The organism is Streptomyces camponoticapitis (genome assembly GCF_014646115.1).
Lineage (GTDB): Bacteria > Actinomycetota > Actinomycetes > Streptomycetales > Streptomycetaceae > Streptomyces > Streptomyces camponoticapitis.
Genome location: NZ_BMMV01000016.1, coordinates 147,843 through 164,254 on the forward strand (window position 1 = coordinate 147,843; position 16,412 = coordinate 164,254).

Consider the following 16,412-nt stretch of genomic DNA (forward strand, 5'->3'; position numbering starts at 1 on the left):
CCTCAGTCCCAGCCGTTGACTAGCTTGCACAGGGCCATGACCTCGCCGGCGACCGGGGCGGGGAGGGACTCGGCGGCCGACTGACAGGTGGTCACCGCGCCGGCCGGCGGGGCTGCGGGGGCGGGGGCGGCGGCGGCGGTCCCCGCCGACAGGGTCAGCGCCGCGGTGCAGACACCGAGGGCGAGAGCGGTACGTGCGAACCGGGCGGTACGTGCGGAGCGAGCGAGACGTGCGGTGCGCGAACGGGCCGTGGTCTTCGTGGAGTTGCAGTGCGGTACACCGAGCACAATTCCCCCTGTTGAATCGTTCCGTCGGACCGGATCACTTCCGGTGGGACGACGATGGCAGCGGGTGTCTCGAAATGGGGGGCGGCTCCGTGTCAGCTTGCTGCATCTACGCGCGCAGCTTGTTGTCAGCACCACCCCGACCAGGAAAAACGGCATCGGCCCCGGTGGGTGTGGAGGACACCCACCGGAGCCGAAAACCTACGTTGGCCCGCCGAACGGCCGCCGTTCGGCGGCCTTTCGGCGGCCGCTAATCCGTGGCGATGGCGTTCAGGACATTCATGCGGCCGGCCCGGAAGGCCGGGACGAGAGCGGCGAACAGTCCCACGAAGGCCGAGGCCACGAACACTCCGCCGATGGTCGGCCAGGGGATCTCCAGGACCCCCAGGCCCTCCAGGGCGAGGATCTTCTGTGCCGCGGTGCCCCAGCCCATGCCCAGACCGAGGCCGAGAAGCGCTCCGAAGAGGGCGATGACCACCGACTCCAGGCGGATCATGCGGCGCAGCTGACGGCGCGACAGGCCGATGGCCCGCAGCAGTCCGATCTCCCTGGTCCGCTCGACGACCGACAGCGCCAGGGTGTTCACCACTCCCAGCACCGCCACGATGATCGCGAGTCCGAGCAGACCGTAGACGATGTTGAGCAGCTGGCCGATCTGGTCCTTCAGATCCTGCTTGAAGTCCGTCTGGTCCTGGACCTTGTACTGCGGGTACGGGGCGAGCGAGTCCTTCAGCGCCGCGTACGCCTCCTTCTCCTTGCCGTCGTCGGCCGCCGCGAACATGAGGATGTTCTTCGGCAGCCGCTCCGCCGACAGATACCGCTCGGCGGTGGCGATGGAGAGGTACTTGGCGCCCTTGTCCACCGACACGTCGTCCGACGTGATCGCCGCGACCTTGAGCTTGCCGGTCTCGCCGCCCTTGAAGGCGACGGTCAGTACATCCCCGACCTTGACACCGTGCTCCTCGGCGAACGTGTCGCCGACGGACATGGCGTCCTTGCCGTACGCGGCGGACAGCTCCCCCGCGACGGTCTCGCGGCGCAGATCCTGCGCGTACGTCGAGTCGGCAGCCGCCAGATCCTCGCTGACGGTCTTCCCGTCGGGCGTGGTCAGCTTGGCCTCGATGGACTTGTACTCGGTGATGTGCGAGGTGTGGGGCGCCGCCTCCAGCGCCTTCTGGGCCTGCGGCACGATCGGCTGACCGCTGCTGGACTGGATGATGAAGTCCGCGCCGACCGACTTGTCCAGCTCGTCCGTCGCCGAGGCGACCATCGACGAACCGACCACCGACAGACACGCCACCAGGGCCAGTCCGATCATCAGGGCCGCGCCCGTGGCTCCCGTACGCCGCGGGTTGCGCAGCGCGTTGCGCTCGGCCATCCGCCCGACCGGACCCCAGGCCCGCAGGACGAACAGGCTGAGGACGCGGACGAAGAAGCCGGCCAGCAGCGGGCCGACGACGACGAAGCCGATGAGGGTGAACACCACGCCGAGACCGAGGAACAGGGAGCCCTCGCTCGCCTTCTCGGCCTGCGTCGCGGTGAGGAGCGCGGCGACACCGCCGGCGGTCAGGAGCAGGCCGATCGTGCCCCGGATCCGTCCGGCGCGGCCGTCGGCCGGCGTACCGGCGTCCCGCAGCGCCGCCATGGGCGAGATCTTCCCGGCCCGGCGAGCCGGTATGTACGCGGCGAGGACGGTGACGATCACCCCGAGCGCCAGCCCAACCGCGGGGGTCGTCCACTTCACGGTGAGGTCCTGGGTGGACAGCTCCATACCGATGGCCGACATCAGTTTCATCAGGCCCACGGCCAGCCCGACGCCCGCGGCGACACCGGCGATCGAGCCGACGACGCCGAGCAGGACGGCCTCCAGCAGCACCGACCTGTTCACCTGCTTGCGGCTGGACCCGATGGCCCGCATCAGGCCGATCTCCCGGGTGCGCTGGGCGACCAGCATGGAGAAGGTGTTGACGATGAGGAAGATGCCGACGAGGAAGGCGATCCCGGCGAAGCCGAGCATCGCGTACTTCATCACGTCGAGGAACGAGCCGACGCTTTCCCGGCCCGAGTCCGTCATCTCCTTCTGCGTCTGGAGCTTGTACGCGCCGTCGAGCGAGCCCGCGAGGTCCGTCTTGAGCTGGGTGTCGCTCACCCCCTGGCCGGCCACGACGTTGATCTGGGTGAACCGGCCGGTCTCACCGAGGAGTCCGCGCTGGGCGGTCTCGGTGTCGAAGTAGAGGATCGTCGCGCCCGGGTTGGTCACCTTGAAGGTGGCGATACCGACGATCTTCGCCTTGATGTCGCCCGTGACCACGATGGTGCGCAGTTCGTCGCCGAGCTTCAGGCCGTGCTTGTCGGCGGTGTCGGCGTCGACCATGACCTCGGTGGGGCCGCGCGGGGCGTGCCCGGAGGTGATCTCCATCGAACGGAGGTCGTTCCGCGTCCAGTTGCCCGCGATCGTCGGCGCGCCGCTGGACGCCCCCACGTTCTCGTTCTCGGAGTCGACGACCGTGACGCTCATGCTGCTGACCGCGCCCTCGGCGGACTTCACGCCGGGCGACTTCTCGACCCGTGCGACGACGGACGCCGGCAGCGACTCGGGCTTGCCGGTCTGCGACGGCATCTCGTCGGCGGCCGCGGCACCCTTGGGGCTGACGGTGACGTCGGACGAGGTCGAGGCGAAGAGCTTGTCGAAGGTGGTGTTCATGGTGTCGGTGAAGACGAGCGTCCCCGAGACGAAGGCCACCGACAGCAGGACGGCGACGGCGGAGAGCGCCATGCGTCCCTTGTGCGCGAGGAAGTTGCGCACCGATGTCTTGACGACGGTCACGACGTCCGCCCCCGCGCGTCGAAGTTCTTCATACGGTCGAGGACCTGCTCGGCGGTCGGGTTGCGCATCTCGTCGACGATCCGGCCGTCCGCGAGATAGAGCACCCGGTCCGCGTACGACGCGGCGACCGGGTCATGGGTGACCATCACCATGGTCTGTCCCAGCTCGTCCACGGACCTGCGCAGGAAGTTCAGCACCTCGGCGCCGGCCCGCGAGTCCAGGTTTCCGGTGGGCTCGTCGCCGAAGATGATCTCGGGCCGGGCCGCGAGGGCGCGGGCGACCGCCACGCGCTGCTGCTGACCGCCGGAGAGCTGGGTGGGCCGGTGCTTGAGCCGGTCGGCGAGACCGACGGTCTCCACGACCCGCTGGAGCCACTGCCGGTCTGGCTTGCGGCCCGCGATGTCCATGGGCAGCGTGATGTTCTCCAGGGCGTTGAGCGTCGGCAGCAGGTTGTAGGCCTGGAAGATGAAGCCGATCCGGTCCCTGCGCAGCTGCGTGAGCTTCTTGTCCTTGAGCTTCGTGATCTCGGTCTCGTCGAGGTAGATCTCCCCCGAGGTGACCGTGTCGAGCCCGGCGAGGCAGTGCATCAGCGTCGACTTGCCGGAGCCCGACGGGCCCATGATCGCGGTGAACTGCCCGCGGGCGATGTCCACATCGACATGGTCGAGCGCGACGATCCGGGTCTCCCCGGAGCCGTAGGCCTTGACGACCTGCCGCGCTCGCGCGGCGACGGCCAAACGCCCTCCCGTGCCCCCGTGCTTGGGGATGGTTACAGCCGTTGTCACGGTAAGTCTCCTAAGTCTGTTGATAATCAGGCGTCGTGAGGCACGGATGGGCGCCTCGCGCTGTGTGGTGTGGTGCGGAGTGCTGAGTGCTGAGCGGCGGTTCTTCGCGCCGTACGTTCGTGAGTGCGGTCGTCCCGTGCGGTCGTCCCGCAGTGCCTTGAGTCTGCTCGCCCCAGGTACTCCGGCGCGCTGGGGAAAGGCTCACACTTCTGCTGGGGTTTCCCTCAGCATTTCCTGGTGGTAGCCCCCCCTCGGGCCCCTTCCCCCCCGTCACCGACCGGCCCCCCGACCGGCCCCCTGCGGTGTAAGACCAACTTAAAGAACGGGCACCGCTCCTCTCATCCTCCAGCGGGACGAACCGGCCCCCGGCGGAAGTAGGGAGGACCACCTAAGGGCTCTCCACCCTCAGGTGGAGCCTCCCTGAGGGTTCACTCCGGGACCAACCTGCACCCTGCCGCGGCGGGAGTGTCGAGTGAGAGGCTGTTCCCGGAGATACCTGCATAGGGAAGGAATCCAGTGACCCCCGTCGTACCCGAGCCCCGCCGCGGTCCCGTCGTCGCCGCCCTGATGCTCGGCATGGCACTGGCGGCGCTGGACGGCACGATCCTGTCCACCGCCGTCCCGCAGATCGTCGGAGACCTCGGCGGCTTCTCGATCTTCTCCTGGCTCTTCTCCGGCTATCTGCTGGCCGCGACGGTCACCCTGCCCGTGTACGGAAAGCTCTCCGACACCTTCGGCCGCAAGCCCGTCCTGATCGCGGGCATCGTCCTCTTCCTCATCGGCTCGGTCCTCTGCGCCACCGCGTGGAACATGGGCTCCCTGGTCGCCTTCCGCGTCGTCCAGGGCCTCGGCGGCGGTGCGATCCAGGGCACGGTGCAGACCATCGCCGCCGACCTGTACCCGCTGAAGGAACGCCCCAAGATCCAGGCCAAGCTCTCCACCGTCTGGGCCACGTCCGCCGTCGCGGGCCCCGCGCTCGGCGGACTGCTCGCGGGGTACGCGGACTGGCGCTGGATCTTCCTGATCAATCTGCCGGTCGGCGCGCTCGCGCTGTACCTCACCGTCCGCCATCTCCACGAGCCCGGCCGCCAGGTCGCGCCCGCGAGCGGCCGCGAGGCGGGGGAATCCGCGCGCAAGAAGCGGATTCCCCGCCCCAGGACCGGCGCCGGGCCCCGCCCCCGTATCGACTGGGCGGGCGCGCTCGCCGTCTTCGCCACCGGCACGCTCCTGGTCACCGCGCTCGTCCAGGGCGGTGTCGCCTGGCCCTGGCTCTCCGCCCCCTCGATCGCGCTCCTCACCGGCACCGCGCTGCTCGCCGCCGTCACCGTCCTCGTCGAACGGCGCGCGGCCGACCCGATCATCCCCGGCTGGGTCTGGCGCCGCCGTCCCATCGCCGCCGTCAACCTGGCGCTCGGCGCGCTCGGGCTGCTGATGATCGCCCCGACGGTCTTCCTGCCGACGTACGCCCAGTCGGTCCTCGGCCTCGGCCCGATAGCCGCCGGCTTCGTACTCTCCGCGATCACCCTGACCTGGCCGATCAGCGCGGCCCTCTGCGACCGCGTCTACAACCGGATCGGTTTCCGCCTCACCGCCGTCACCGGCATGACCTTCGCACTGCTGGTCCTGCTGGCCTTCCCCCTGCTGCCCTTCCCCGGCCAGGCATGGCAGCCGGCGCTGCTGATGCTGCTGCTCGGCGCGGCGCTCGGGCTGTTCCAACTCCCGCTGATCATCGCCGTGCAGGGGACGGTCGGCTGGTCGGAGCGCGGTACGGCGACGGCGTCGATCCTCTTCTACCGCCAGCTCGGTCAGAGCGTGGGCGCCGCGCTCTTCGGAGCGCTGGCCAACGGCGTCATCGGCAACAGGCTCGCCGACTCGCCGGGCACCGGCCTCCCGCGCGATCTCGACTCCGTGTCGCACGCCCTGGACGACCCGGCGGCCCTCACCGACCGCGCGGCCGACTTCCTGCGCCGCGCGGTCGACTCGGCCGTCGACGCCGTCTTCCTGGGGGCGGCCGGCGCCGCCGCCCTCTGCCTGCTGGTGCTCCTCTTCGTGGCGCCGCGCCGCTTCCCCGTCCACCAGGACCCGCCGCCGGACCCGGCCCCGGGCACCCAGCCCCACCAGGCCACCGACCCCGCGACCGGCGCCTCCTGAAGCAGGCCGACAGTCCCTAACTCTCCGCCGGCGCCCGGCCCGTCAGGGCCGCCAGGCTGTTGCGGACATGCGTCATCCGCGCCTGGACCTCCTCGCGGACCTCCGTGTGCTCCCGCAGGATGCGGTCCGTCTCCCGTACGGTCCGCTCCTCCGCCGCCCGCGCCCGCGCGATCAGCTCCTCCGCGCGCGCCGCCGCGTCCTCCTGGATGTGCCGGGCGCTCTCCTCGGCCTCCGCGAAGGCACGCTTCGCGTCCGCGAGCCCGGCGTCCGCGCGGGCCGCCAGCTCTGTCCGGCGCTCCTGTGCCTGCGCCTCGCGGCCCGCGAACTCCTGCTCGCTCGCGGCCAGCCGGTCCGCGTGCTCCCGCGCCAGCTCGGCGAGCAACGCCTCCGTACGCTGCCGGATCTCGTCGAAGCGCGCCAGCGCCGCGTCCCGCAGCTCCTCGGCGTCCCGGCGCGCGGCCGTGCGCAGTTCGTCGGCCGCGCCCTGGGCGTCCTCCAGGGACCGGTTCGCGTACGCGTCCGCATCGGCGGTGACCGCCTCCGTGTACGCGCGGGCCGCCTCACGCGCCCCGCGCACCGCGTCGGCGGCGGCGTCGGTCAGCGCCTGCGCGTCGTCCCGCGCGGCCGCACGCGCCCCGTCCGCCTCGTCGACGACCAGGGCCAGTATCTTCTGGGCGCGCTCGCCCAGTGAGTCGTACGTCTGCGGCGGCAGCGCCTCGACCTGCTGCCGCAGCAGCTCCGCCTCCAACTGAAGGCGCTCCGCGGCAGCCGCGAGCCGCCGCTCCTGCGCCTCGGCGACCTCCTGGTCCCTCGACAGCTCCGTGACCCGCCGGTCGACCTGCTCGGGGCGGTAACCACGGCCCCGTACGGAGTCGAAGCCGTGAGCCGATGCGCGTGCAGCAGCCATTACTGAAGCCTCTCTCCGAACATACGGTGACGGGACGGGCGTCCCCGCGAAACGCCCCACCCGTCCATCCTGCTCAAGGATGCGGCATTTGACGCCGGGCGCCGGATTCCTCTTCCGCCGCCGATCGCGCGGCCGACGCGTTCAAGCCATCGCCCGAGGCACGTGCCGCAACGGCCGAGGCGCCCCCCGTGAATCACGGAGGGCGCCTCGGGCGCGGTTCTGCGTGGCGGATCTCACCGCCGGATCAGGGCCGTACGGTCAGAGCAGCCCGTCCCACATCTGCTCCAGCAGCACCGACCACCAGCTCTCCGGCGACGACAGCGCCGCCGGATCGATCGCGGCGAGCTGTGCCTGGAAATCGACGGTCCAGCGGCCCGCCTGTTCCGGATTCAGGCCGAAACGCAGCCGCCACATGCGACCGAGCAGCGCCATCGACCGGGTGAACTCCGGCAGCCCGGTGTTCACGAACTGCGGCGGGATCGTCTGGCCCCCCGGACCCGTCTCCACGGAGACGGCCATGATGTGCGCCGTTCCGTACTGGACACAGATCGCCCGGCCGAAGTCACTGCCCATCACCAGGTACGAGCCCGCGTCCGCCGCCGGCTGCACCTGCCGCTGCGCGGCCAGCTCGGCCAGCGTCGGCACCACCGGCTGCGCGGGCTGGGCCCAGAAGAACGGGCCGAAGTCGCCCGGCAGGCCGGCCCAGACGAGCGTGCGCGCCACGATCTCCGGTACGCCCTGACGGGACACCGCGCGCTGGTCGAAGCGGCAGATGCCCTGGGGGCCGAACGCGCCCGCGAGCTCCTGCGCGATCGCCTCCGGCGGCACCGGCTGCGCGGGCGGCACCTGCGGCAGCGGGGCGCGTACCGGGGCCGGACGGGCCGGACCGTCCGCGACCTGGTGCAACTCGCCCTGGTGGGTGAGCAGATGCCGCATGCCCTGCTGACGGCTTGAATGGTCCCTGCCGTACGGCGCGACGCTGGTGATCCGCACCTGCGGCCAGGTCTCCCGGATCATCCGCGCGCAGTAGCCGCCGGGCAGCTCGCAGGACTCCAGCTCGGTGTGGAGTTCGAGGACCTGCTGCGGCGGCACGTTCATCGCGCGCAGCTCGTGCAGGATCTGCCACTCGGGGTGCGGGGTCCCGGGCGCCGAGCGGCGGATGAGCTGGGCCTCGGAGCCGTCGGGCGCGCGGTAGCGCAGCACGGCCTGGTAGCCGGGGCCGACCGTCGGCATACCGGTGGGCTGCTGCGGATAGCCGTACGTGCCGGGCGGGGCGCCGGGAGGCGCACCGGGCGGACCGGGCGGACCTGGGACGCCGGGCGGCGGACCCGGTACGCCGCCGGGCCCGGCCAGCACGGTCGCCGCGTGGTGGACACCACCGGGCGGAGGAGTACCTGGCGCACCCGGGGCACCGGGCGGACCCGGCGGCATCCCAGGCATGCCCGGAGCACCCGGCGGACCGGGAGGACGCGGACCGCCCCCCGACAGCGACTGACCACCCTGACTCGGATCCGCCAACATCGTCGCCGCATGGTGCACACCACCGGGCGGAGGAGTACCAGGCGCACCCGGCGGAGGCGGAGGCATGCCCGGAGCACCGGGCGGACCCGGAGGACGCGGACCGCCCCCCGACGGCGACTGACCACCCTGACTCGGATCCGCCAACATCGTCGCCGCGTGATGCACACCACCGGGCGGAGGAGTACCAGGCGCACCCGGCGGAGGCGGAGGGGTGGCGGGCCCACCGGGGCCGAGGTGCGAGGCGAGCTGTGTCGGCTGGTAGCCACCGGCCGGCGCGCCGGGCGCACCCGGAGCGGGCGGCGGACCACCGGGGGTGCCGGGGGCGCCGGGCACCCCCGGGGCACCGGGCGGAGCCGGCGGGCCGCCACGCGCGCCGCGCGGCGGGCCCGTCGCCTTGCTCGTCGCCGCGTCGGCGATGTCCCCGGGGCTCCCCGGAGGAGGGGACGCCGGACCGAGGCCCGGGGCCACCGTCGTACGAGGCAGCTGACTGCCGCCCGACATCAGCGCCGTCGGCGCCTCGGCCGCCAGACCGGGCGGCGGCGTACCGTCGTCGTCCATCCCGGACAGCGGGGGCGCGAAGACCGTCGCCGGGAGACCCACGGATCCGTCGTCACCGGCGGCGTTGGTGTCCGTGCCGGCCCACGGGGTCGCCCCGGCCGCCGGAGCGGCCGACGGTCCGGGAGCGGAAGCGGGAGCGGGGACGGACGGTCCGGCGGGAGCCGCGCCGGAGCCGGGCCCCGCGCCCGCGCCCGAAGCCCCCGGGGTCCCCAACTTGTCCGCCGCGTCCTGCAACCACTCCGGCGGCGTCAGCAGGAAGGACGTCTGGTTCAGATCGATGCGCTGCGGCGCCCTCGGCGGCTCGGGAGCCCCCGCCTGCGACCCGTACTCCTCCTCGTACCGCCGGATCACCTCACCCACCGGCAGCCCCGGCCACAGCGTCGCCTCACCGCTGTCCCGCGCGATCACCAGCCGCTGCACTCCGCCGTCCGACCTCGGACCGTCCGCGCGGTCCTCGGCCCACACCACGAACCCCAGCTCGAACTCCCGCACCCGCACCTCACGGTGCTGATACGCGGGCACGTCGCCGTTGACCCACTCGTCCGCGCGTTCCTGCGCCTGAGCGAATGTCACCATCGCGCTCACCCCTCCACCGGGACGGCGCGGGCGAAGCCGCCGTCCACCATCAGGTTCGCCACCGTGTCCAGTTCCGGCGGATTGCCCGCCAGCCTCGTAAGGAAGGCGTCGAAGTCCGCGCCACAGGGCAGCAGCAGGCGCTCCACCCGCTCCTGCACGCTCCAGCCGTCGCGGTCACGCGCGTCGTCGTACGCGCAGAACCAGACCGAACCGGCCTGATCTCCCCGCACCTTGAGCGCCAGGATGCCGCCCTGGACGAACGCCACGCCCAGATAGTCCTTGGTGAGATGGTCCCGCAGACACTTGTTGACGTACAACAGGTCGTTGACCGCGGCCTCTTCACGCACCGTGAAGAACGGCTGGTCCACCAGCAGCCCCAGCTCCGCGTCGAGTGCGGCGCCGACGGGGGCACAACCACCCGCCGCCTTCAGGAAGGTGCGGTACGGGCCGGGCAGCCGGTAACCGAGATCCTCCTCCACACCGAGCAGCTGCTGCTCGGTCACCGACACCGAACTCTTCGGCAGCCCGAAATGCACCGGCCTCGTCTCCTGAAGAGGACGTGTCCCGCGCTTGCCGTGATCCACCAGCGTCGTGGCCAGCCCGCCGTGATGCCGCAGCAGCGCCTTGACCTCCACCGGAACCAGCAGCAGCCGGCGCGAGCCCGCCGCGTGGTGCCAGGTCCAGCCGTGCGGGGTGGCCACGGAGGGGATGGTGTCCCACAGGTCGTGACCGGCGGCGTGCAGCGCGGCGTTGGCGGACACGTAGTCCGTGAGCCGCAGCTCGTCCACGCCGAAACCCTCGGGGGGTTCGGCGATCTCGGCGGCCGCGCGCGCGTACGGCGAGAAGTCCGGAAAGCCGTTGCCGTCCACCGGCACACCCCTGGGGTGGCGGGAGGCCCGGACCGGGTCCGGGAAATGCACGACCTGCCCGGCGTAGGCCGCATTCGGTGGCGCGGCTTGCTGCCCGAGCCGACCTGTCGTCATGGCGGATGCCCCCTGCTGGCTTCTGACTGGTTCGGCACAGCCTATGCGGTGAAGCAACAGGGGACGCCGCCCCGTCCAGCCCCTCGAAGACCGCCGCCGATACGCCCGTTCGGGTGCCGGTGACAAACGGTCACCGCAGGTCACGCAGTGACGACGGCGCGCCCCGATACCGCCCCGGCTTCCCCACGGCATGTCACATTTGGCAGGCTGTCCCCCGCAACTCGGGGGATTGCGTGGGGATTGGGCAGAGAGGAACGACGCTTTGCACACAGCACAGCAGGACACTTCGGGCGATCCACGACTCCGCGCACCCGACGGCTCGGGGGCGCCGTCGGAGCGCCCCGGCACCGACGACGCCGGTGGGCGAGCGGCGAGGACCACCGCCGCGGCCTCGGCAGGTGACGCCTCCGGAGACCCGCGCCTGAGCTGGAGCAGCACCGAACCGCACCGGCCGCCCGCCCTGCGCCAGCGCCGCGACGGCATCCTGCCCGCCGTCGCCGCGGCGCTCTCCGTGCGTGGCGAAAATCTCACGTGCACCGCCGGCAAGGCCGACCAGCCGCCCGCCCTGCACCCCCTCGTACAGGACTTCCTGGACACGCTCACCAGCGGTCAGCGGGAACGATTCACCGGGCGCTGCCCGGAAGCGATCCTGCTGTCCCGGCACCTCACCGCCGTCGAGGGCTCCCGTTCCAAACGGGCCCAGCGCAAGGCCCTCACCCACGGCGAGGCCCGCCGCTCCCTCAAGCACGGCAAACTCACCGCCCGCCGCATCCGGGAGGACGGCGACCCGCTCCACGGCAGTTACGCGCCGCCCTGCCGCTCCTGTTCGGCGATGCTCGCCCACTTCGGCGTACGCCCCGTCGACCCGACGCAGAAGGGCTGACCACCCCGTGCCCGACCTCACCACCACCAGATTCCCCGTCAACGTCGACGTCGCCCTGCGCGAGGCGGGCTGGCAGCCGGGCCGCTGGGACATGCGGCAGGCCGAGGAGTGGGCGGACACACTGCGCGCCCACATCACCCCCGCGGGGCACGTGCACGCCGTGTTCGCCGCCGTCGTGGAGATCTGGGCGGAGTTCGGCGGGCTCTCGGTGACCGGGCCCGGACCGGGGCGCCAGATCGCGCCGACGACCGTACGGTTCGACCCGCTGGCCGGGATCCACTTCGCCCGCACGCTCGGCGACCTCGGGCGCTCCCTGGACACGGAGATCAGCCCGATCGGCGAGGAGGGCGACGGCCAGGCCGTACTCGCGGTCGACGCCTCGGGGCGCGTCTACTCCATCGACCACACGGGCGACTGGTTCCTGGGCCCCCACATCGACCACGCCCTGGCGGCGCTGGTGACGGGCGCGCAGCCGCAGCGGCTCACGTCGGACTGAGCGCCCCGGTACGGGACCGCCCTACGCGGCGGCCCGGTCCGGCAGCACCGCCGAGACCCGGAACCCCCCCGCGTCCGTCTCGCCCGACACGAACACCCCGCCCAGCGCGTGCACCCGCTCCCGCATCCCCACCAGCCCGTTGCCGCCACTGGGCAGCCCGGCGTCGGCGGCGCCGTACGACGGTCCGTTCTCCACCTGCATCGCTATCTCGGCCTCACGGTGCGCCAGGCGCACCATCACCTTCGACCCCGCCGCGTGCTTGTGCACATTCGTCAACGCCTCCTGCACCACCCGGTACGCGGTCTGCTCCACCTCCGGCGCGTACGCCCGCGACACCCCCTGCACCGCGAACTCCACCACCATCCCCGCGTCCCTCGACTGACCGACCAGCGTCTCGATGTCACCCATGCCGGGCCCGTCCTCCGCCGCGGCGGCAGCGGCGGCCGCCGCCGCCGCGGCACCCACCGAGGCCAACGGCACCGCCGAACCGCCCGCACCGCCCCCCGGCCCCGCGTCGGCCACCTTCCGCGCCGCCTGCTGCTCCCCGGCACGCAGCACACCGAGCATCTCCCGCAGCTCCGTCAACGCCTGGCGCCCCATGTCCCCCACCAGCGCCGCGTTCTTCACGGCCTTCTGCGGGTCCTTCAACGCCACGGCCTGCAACGCTGCGGCATGCACCACCATCAGACTCACCCGGTGCGCCACCACGTCGTGCATCTCCCGCGCGATCCGCGTCCGCTCCTCGGTACGGGCCCACTCCGCCCGCTGCTCGGCCCGGTCGGCGAGCAGCGACAACTCCTGCTCCAGACTGTCGGCGCGCTCCCGCAGGCTCTCCATCAGCCGGCGCCTGGCTCCCACGTAGAGGCCGAGGAGCACGGGCGGCAGGGACAGGCTCAGCGCCATGAAGACCGCTATCAGCGGTATGTACCAGCGCGTGGCGGACGCGAGGTCCGAGCCCACGACATCCTGCCGCGTCCGTACGAAGGCGACGATGAGCGTCCCCACGAGCGACATACCGGCGAGCGCCCCGATGATCCGCCGGGGCGCGTCGGAGGCGGCGAGCGTGTAGAGCCCGACCACACCGAGCAGCACACCCATCTCGGCGGGGGTGACGGAGACGGAGACGAGCACGACGGCCATCGGCCACCGCCGCCGCAACAGCAGCACGGACCCGACCAGCACCCCGAAGACCACCCCGAGGGCCACCGGCAGCTGGGCATTGCCCGCGAACCGGATCCCCTCGAACGCACACTCCAGGGCGGACACACCGGCCAGCCCCACGTCCAGCACGACACTGCGCCGCCGTCTCCACCACCAGAGCCCGCGGGCGGTCGGACCCTCGGCCTCCTCGCGTGCCCCCGTTGTGGTCATGCCGTCCAGCCTAAGGGCGCCCGCGAGTCAATTTCCGGGGAGTGCGCGACGAGTGCTATCAGCACACGAACACGCGGAGCGCCGACCTATGACGTCGCGTGGAAGGGGGTTGGTACGGCATAGTGTTGGCTGCCGATTCGGCCCGCTCAGCAAGCTGTCCGTTTTAGCACTTATGATCCCCCGTGGTGTAATTGGCAGCACTGTGGCTTTTGGTGCCATCTGTCCAGGTTCGAGTCCTGGCGGGGGAGCCACACGGTTTCGGGTCCTGACCTCTCCGGTCAGGACCCGCCTTCGTTTCCGCCCCGAAACCCCCCGGTATCCTGCGGATGTCCGTCACGCCAAGCATCCGAAGCCGAAGGGCATTCCCGTGAGCGCCAACCGCCCGGCCGCCGTCGTCGTCCTCGCAGCGGGTGAGGGCACCCGCATGAAGTCGAAGACCCCCAAGGTTCTGCACGAGATCTGCGGGCGCTCGCTCGTCGGTCATGTCGTCTCCGCCGCGCGCGAGCTGGAGCCCGAACATCTCGTGGTCGTGGTCGGGCACGCGCGGGAGCTGGTCGAGGGGCATCTCTCCGGCACGTACGACGGTGTGCGCGCCGCGTTCCAGGCCGAGCAGAACGGCACCGGGCACGCCGTCCGGATGGCCCTGGAGGAGCTGGGGCAGGCCCCCGACGGCACCGTCGTCGTCGTGTGCGGCGACACCCCGCTGCTCTCCGGCTCGACGCTCGCCGCACTCGCCGCGCAGCACGAGGGCGACGGCAACGCCGTCACCGTGCTGACCGCCGAGGTGCCGGACGCGACCGGTTACGGGCGCATCGTGCGGGACGAGGCGAGCGGTGCGGTCACCGGCATCGTGGAGCACAAGGACGCGACGGAAGAGCAGCGCGCGGTACGGGAGATCAACTCCGGGGTGTTCGCCTTCGACGGGCAGTTGCTCGCGGACGCGCTGGGCAAGGTCAGCAGGGACAACAGCCAGGGCGAGGAGTATCTGACCGATGTCCTCGGCATCCTGCGCGAGGCCGGGCACCGCGTCGGCGCGTCGGTCGCTGGCGACCACCGCGAGATCCTGGGCATCAACAACCGCGTACAGCTGGCGGAGGCGCGCCGGCTGCTGAACGAGCGGCTGCTGGAGCAGGCGATGACGGCCGGTGTGACGGTGGTGGACCCGGGGTCGGTGCTGATCGATGTGACGGTGACGTACGAGCCGGACGTGATCGTGCACCCGGCGACGCAGCTGCTCGGCTCGACGCATCTGTCGGAGGGCGCGGAGGTGGGTCCCAACTCCCGTCTGACGGACACGATGGTGGGCGAGGGCGCCCGCGTGGACAACACCGTGGCCATCGACGCCGAGGTGGGCGAGGGGGCTTCGGTGGGCCCGTTCGCCTACTTGCGTCCCGGCACGAAGCTCGGCGTGAAGTCGAAGGCGGGGACGTTCGTCGAGATGAAGAAGGCGACGATCGGGGACGGTTCGAAGGTGCCGCATCTGTCGTACGTGGGTGACGCGACGATCGGTGAGCAGACGAACATCGGTGCGGCGAGCGTGTTCGTGAACTACGACGGCGAGTCGAAGCACCACACGACGATCGGCTCACACTGCAAGACAGGTTCAGACAACATGTTTGTGGCGCCTGTCACTGTCGGGGACGGTGCCTACACCGCCGCCGGCTCGGTCATCACGAAGGACGTGCCGTCGGGTTCGCTGGCCGTCGCGCGGGGCCAGCAGCGGAATATCGAGGGTTGGGTGGCTCGTAAGCGTCCGGGAAGTGCCGCCGCGCAGGCCGCCGCGGCGGCCTCCGACGAGCTCGCGCTCGAAAGCTGACCGGAAACAGGCGCTCCGTTCAGCGCGTACCGTGATAGATGCTCACGTTCGGCTGGCTCGCAGGGACGCGCGGGTGCAGCAGCAATCAACACGTCTGAGGAGACTGTGCTGTGACCGGGATCAAGACGACCGGCGAGAAGAAGCTGATGCTCTTCTCCGGCCGCGCCCACCCCGAGCTGGCCGAGGCGGTCGCCCACACTCTGGGCGTCGGGATAGTGCCGACCAAGGCTTTCGATTTCGCCAACGGTGAGATCTACGTGCGCTATCAGGAGTCGGCCCGGGGTGCGGACTGTTTTCTGATCCAGAGCCACACCGCTCCGATCAATAAGTGGATCATGGAACAGCTGATCATGATCGACGCTCTGAAGCGGGCTTCCGCCCGGAGCATCACCGTGATCGTGCCCTTCTACGGATACGCCCGGCAGGACAAGAAGCACCGTGGGCGTGAGCCTATTTCGGCCCGTCTGGTCGCGGATCTGATGAAGACGGCCGGCGCGCACCGCATCCTGACCGTGGATCTCCACACGGACCAGATCCAGGGCTTCTTCGACGGCCCGGTGGATCATCTGTTCGCGCTGCCGATCCTGGCGGACTACGTGGCGACGAAGGTCGACCGTACGAAGCTGACGGTGGTCTCGCCGGACGCCGGCCGGGTACGGGTGGCGGACCGCTGGTGCGACCGGCTGGACGCGCCGCTCGCGATCGTGCACAAGCGCCGTGACAAGGACGTCGCGAACGAGGTGACGGTCCATGAGGTCGTGGGCAATGTCGAGGGCCGGGTCTGTGTCCTGGTGGACGACATGATCGACACGGGTGGCACGATCTGCGCCGCCGCGGACGCGCTGTTCGCGCACGGCGCGGAGGACGTCATCGTGACGGCGACGCACGGTGTGCTGTCGGGTCCGGCCGCGGACCGGCTGAAGAATTCGCAGGTGAGCGAGTTCATCTTCACGGACACGCTGCCCGATCCGGGCAATCTGGAGATGGACAAGATCACGGTCCTGTCGATCGCGCCGACGATCGCGCGTGCGGTGCGTGAGGTGTTCGAGGACGGTTCGGTGACGAGCCTCTTCGACGAGCAGGCGTAGGCGCACCCGCGTCGTACGTCTGCTGAGGCCCCCGGCGCGGGGCTCTGAAGATCGATTTCTGGGCGGCCTCCCCGCCGGGTAGACTCAGTGAGTTGCTCGGCGAGGGAGGCCGCTTTCATTCGCGGCTGTCCGTTATCGACGCGCTCTTCGTAGCAGGCCTGTCGTG

The 16,412-nt window shown here is 71.3% G+C and carries 12 protein-coding genes and 1 tRNA gene; 6 read left to right on the forward strand and 7 right to left on the reverse strand.

Features of this window, described 5'->3' with window-relative positions; genetic code table 11:
- Positions 1–2: 2 nt before the first annotated feature.
- The 3 genes from IEY79_RS23560 to IEY79_RS23570 form a co-directional block, all read right to left on the reverse strand.
- Positions 3–287 carry a hypothetical protein gene (locus IEY79_RS23560; RefSeq protein WP_189109555.1) on the reverse strand — a complete coding sequence of 95 codons (285 nt, stop codon included), beginning with the start codon at positions 285–287 and terminating at the stop codon, positions 3–5.
- A gap of 247 nt (positions 288–534) precedes the next feature.
- Positions 535–3,111 carry an ABC transporter permease gene (locus tag IEY79_RS23565; RefSeq protein ID WP_189109556.1) on the reverse strand — a complete coding sequence of 859 codons (2,577 nt, stop codon included), beginning with the start codon at positions 3,109–3,111 and terminating at the stop codon, positions 535–537.
- Complete coding sequence (locus IEY79_RS23570; RefSeq protein WP_189109557.1) at positions 3,108–3,896, reverse strand: ABC transporter ATP-binding protein; 789 nt, start codon at positions 3,894–3,896, stop codon at positions 3,108–3,110. The genes IEY79_RS23565 and IEY79_RS23570 overlap by 4 nt, the downstream gene beginning before the upstream one ends.
- A 516-nt stretch (positions 3,897–4,412) precedes the next feature.
- On the opposite strand from IEY79_RS23570, the gene IEY79_RS23575 reads away from it, so the two are divergent.
- The gene (locus IEY79_RS23575; RefSeq protein ID WP_506360348.1) at positions 4,413–6,047 is read left to right on the forward strand and encodes an MFS transporter; all 1,635 of its coding nucleotides are present in this window, start codon (positions 4,413–4,415) and stop codon (positions 6,045–6,047) included.
- Positions 6,048–6,063: 16 nt separating this feature from the next.
- Here the strand turns inward: IEY79_RS23575 and IEY79_RS23580 are convergent, their stop codons facing one another.
- The 3 genes from IEY79_RS23580 to IEY79_RS23590 form a co-directional block, all read right to left on the reverse strand.
- Entirely contained in the window at positions 6,064–6,954 is an 891-nt protein-coding gene (locus IEY79_RS23580) for a coiled-coil domain-containing protein (RefSeq protein ID WP_189109558.1), read from the reverse strand.
- A gap of 258 nt (positions 6,955–7,212) precedes the next feature.
- The gene (locus IEY79_RS23585) at positions 7,213–9,609 is read right to left on the reverse strand and encodes an SUKH-4 family immunity protein (protein ID WP_189109559.1); all 2,397 of its coding nucleotides are present in this window, start codon (positions 9,607–9,609) and stop codon (positions 7,213–7,215) included.
- Between the two features lie 5 nt (positions 9,610–9,614).
- Positions 9,615–10,592, reverse strand: coding sequence for an SMI1/KNR4 family protein (locus tag IEY79_RS23590; RefSeq protein ID WP_189109560.1), 978 nt, complete (start codon positions 10,590–10,592; stop codon positions 9,615–9,617).
- 421 nt (positions 10,593–11,013) lie between these two features.
- Between IEY79_RS23590 and IEY79_RS23595 the strand changes: the two genes are divergently transcribed.
- Positions 11,014–11,475, forward strand: coding sequence for a YwqJ-related putative deaminase (locus tag IEY79_RS23595; RefSeq protein ID WP_189109624.1), 462 nt, complete (start codon positions 11,014–11,016; stop codon positions 11,473–11,475).
- 7 nt (positions 11,476–11,482) lie between these two features.
- Positions 11,483–11,971, forward strand: coding sequence for an SUKH-3 domain-containing protein (locus tag IEY79_RS23600; protein WP_189109561.1), 489 nt, complete (start codon positions 11,483–11,485; stop codon positions 11,969–11,971).
- A 21-nt stretch (positions 11,972–11,992) separates the two neighbouring features.
- On the opposite strand, the gene IEY79_RS23605 is transcribed toward IEY79_RS23600, so the two are convergent.
- Positions 11,993–13,342, reverse strand: coding sequence for a sensor histidine kinase (locus tag IEY79_RS23605; protein ID WP_189109562.1), 1,350 nt, complete (start codon positions 13,340–13,342; stop codon positions 11,993–11,995).
- A gap of 176 nt (positions 13,343–13,518) precedes the next feature.
- On the opposite strand from IEY79_RS23605, the gene IEY79_RS23610 reads away from it, so the two are divergent.
- The 3 genes from IEY79_RS23610 (at position 13,519) to IEY79_RS23620 (ending at position 16,246) form a co-directional block, all read left to right on the forward strand.
- A tRNA-Gln gene (locus IEY79_RS23610) sits at positions 13,519–13,593 on the forward strand.
- 116 nt (positions 13,594–13,709) lie between these two features.
- A complete protein-coding gene (glmU, locus tag IEY79_RS23615) occupies positions 13,710–15,158 on the forward strand; it encodes a bifunctional UDP-N-acetylglucosamine diphosphorylase/glucosamine-1-phosphate N-acetyltransferase GlmU (protein WP_189109563.1) in 1,449 nt (482 codons plus the stop codon).
- 110 nt (positions 15,159–15,268) lie between these two features.
- Positions 15,269–16,246: a ribose-phosphate diphosphokinase gene (locus IEY79_RS23620; protein ID WP_189109564.1), complete on the forward strand. Its 978-nt coding sequence runs from the start codon at positions 15,269–15,271 to the stop codon at positions 16,244–16,246.
- Positions 16,247–16,412 lie beyond the last annotated feature (166 nt).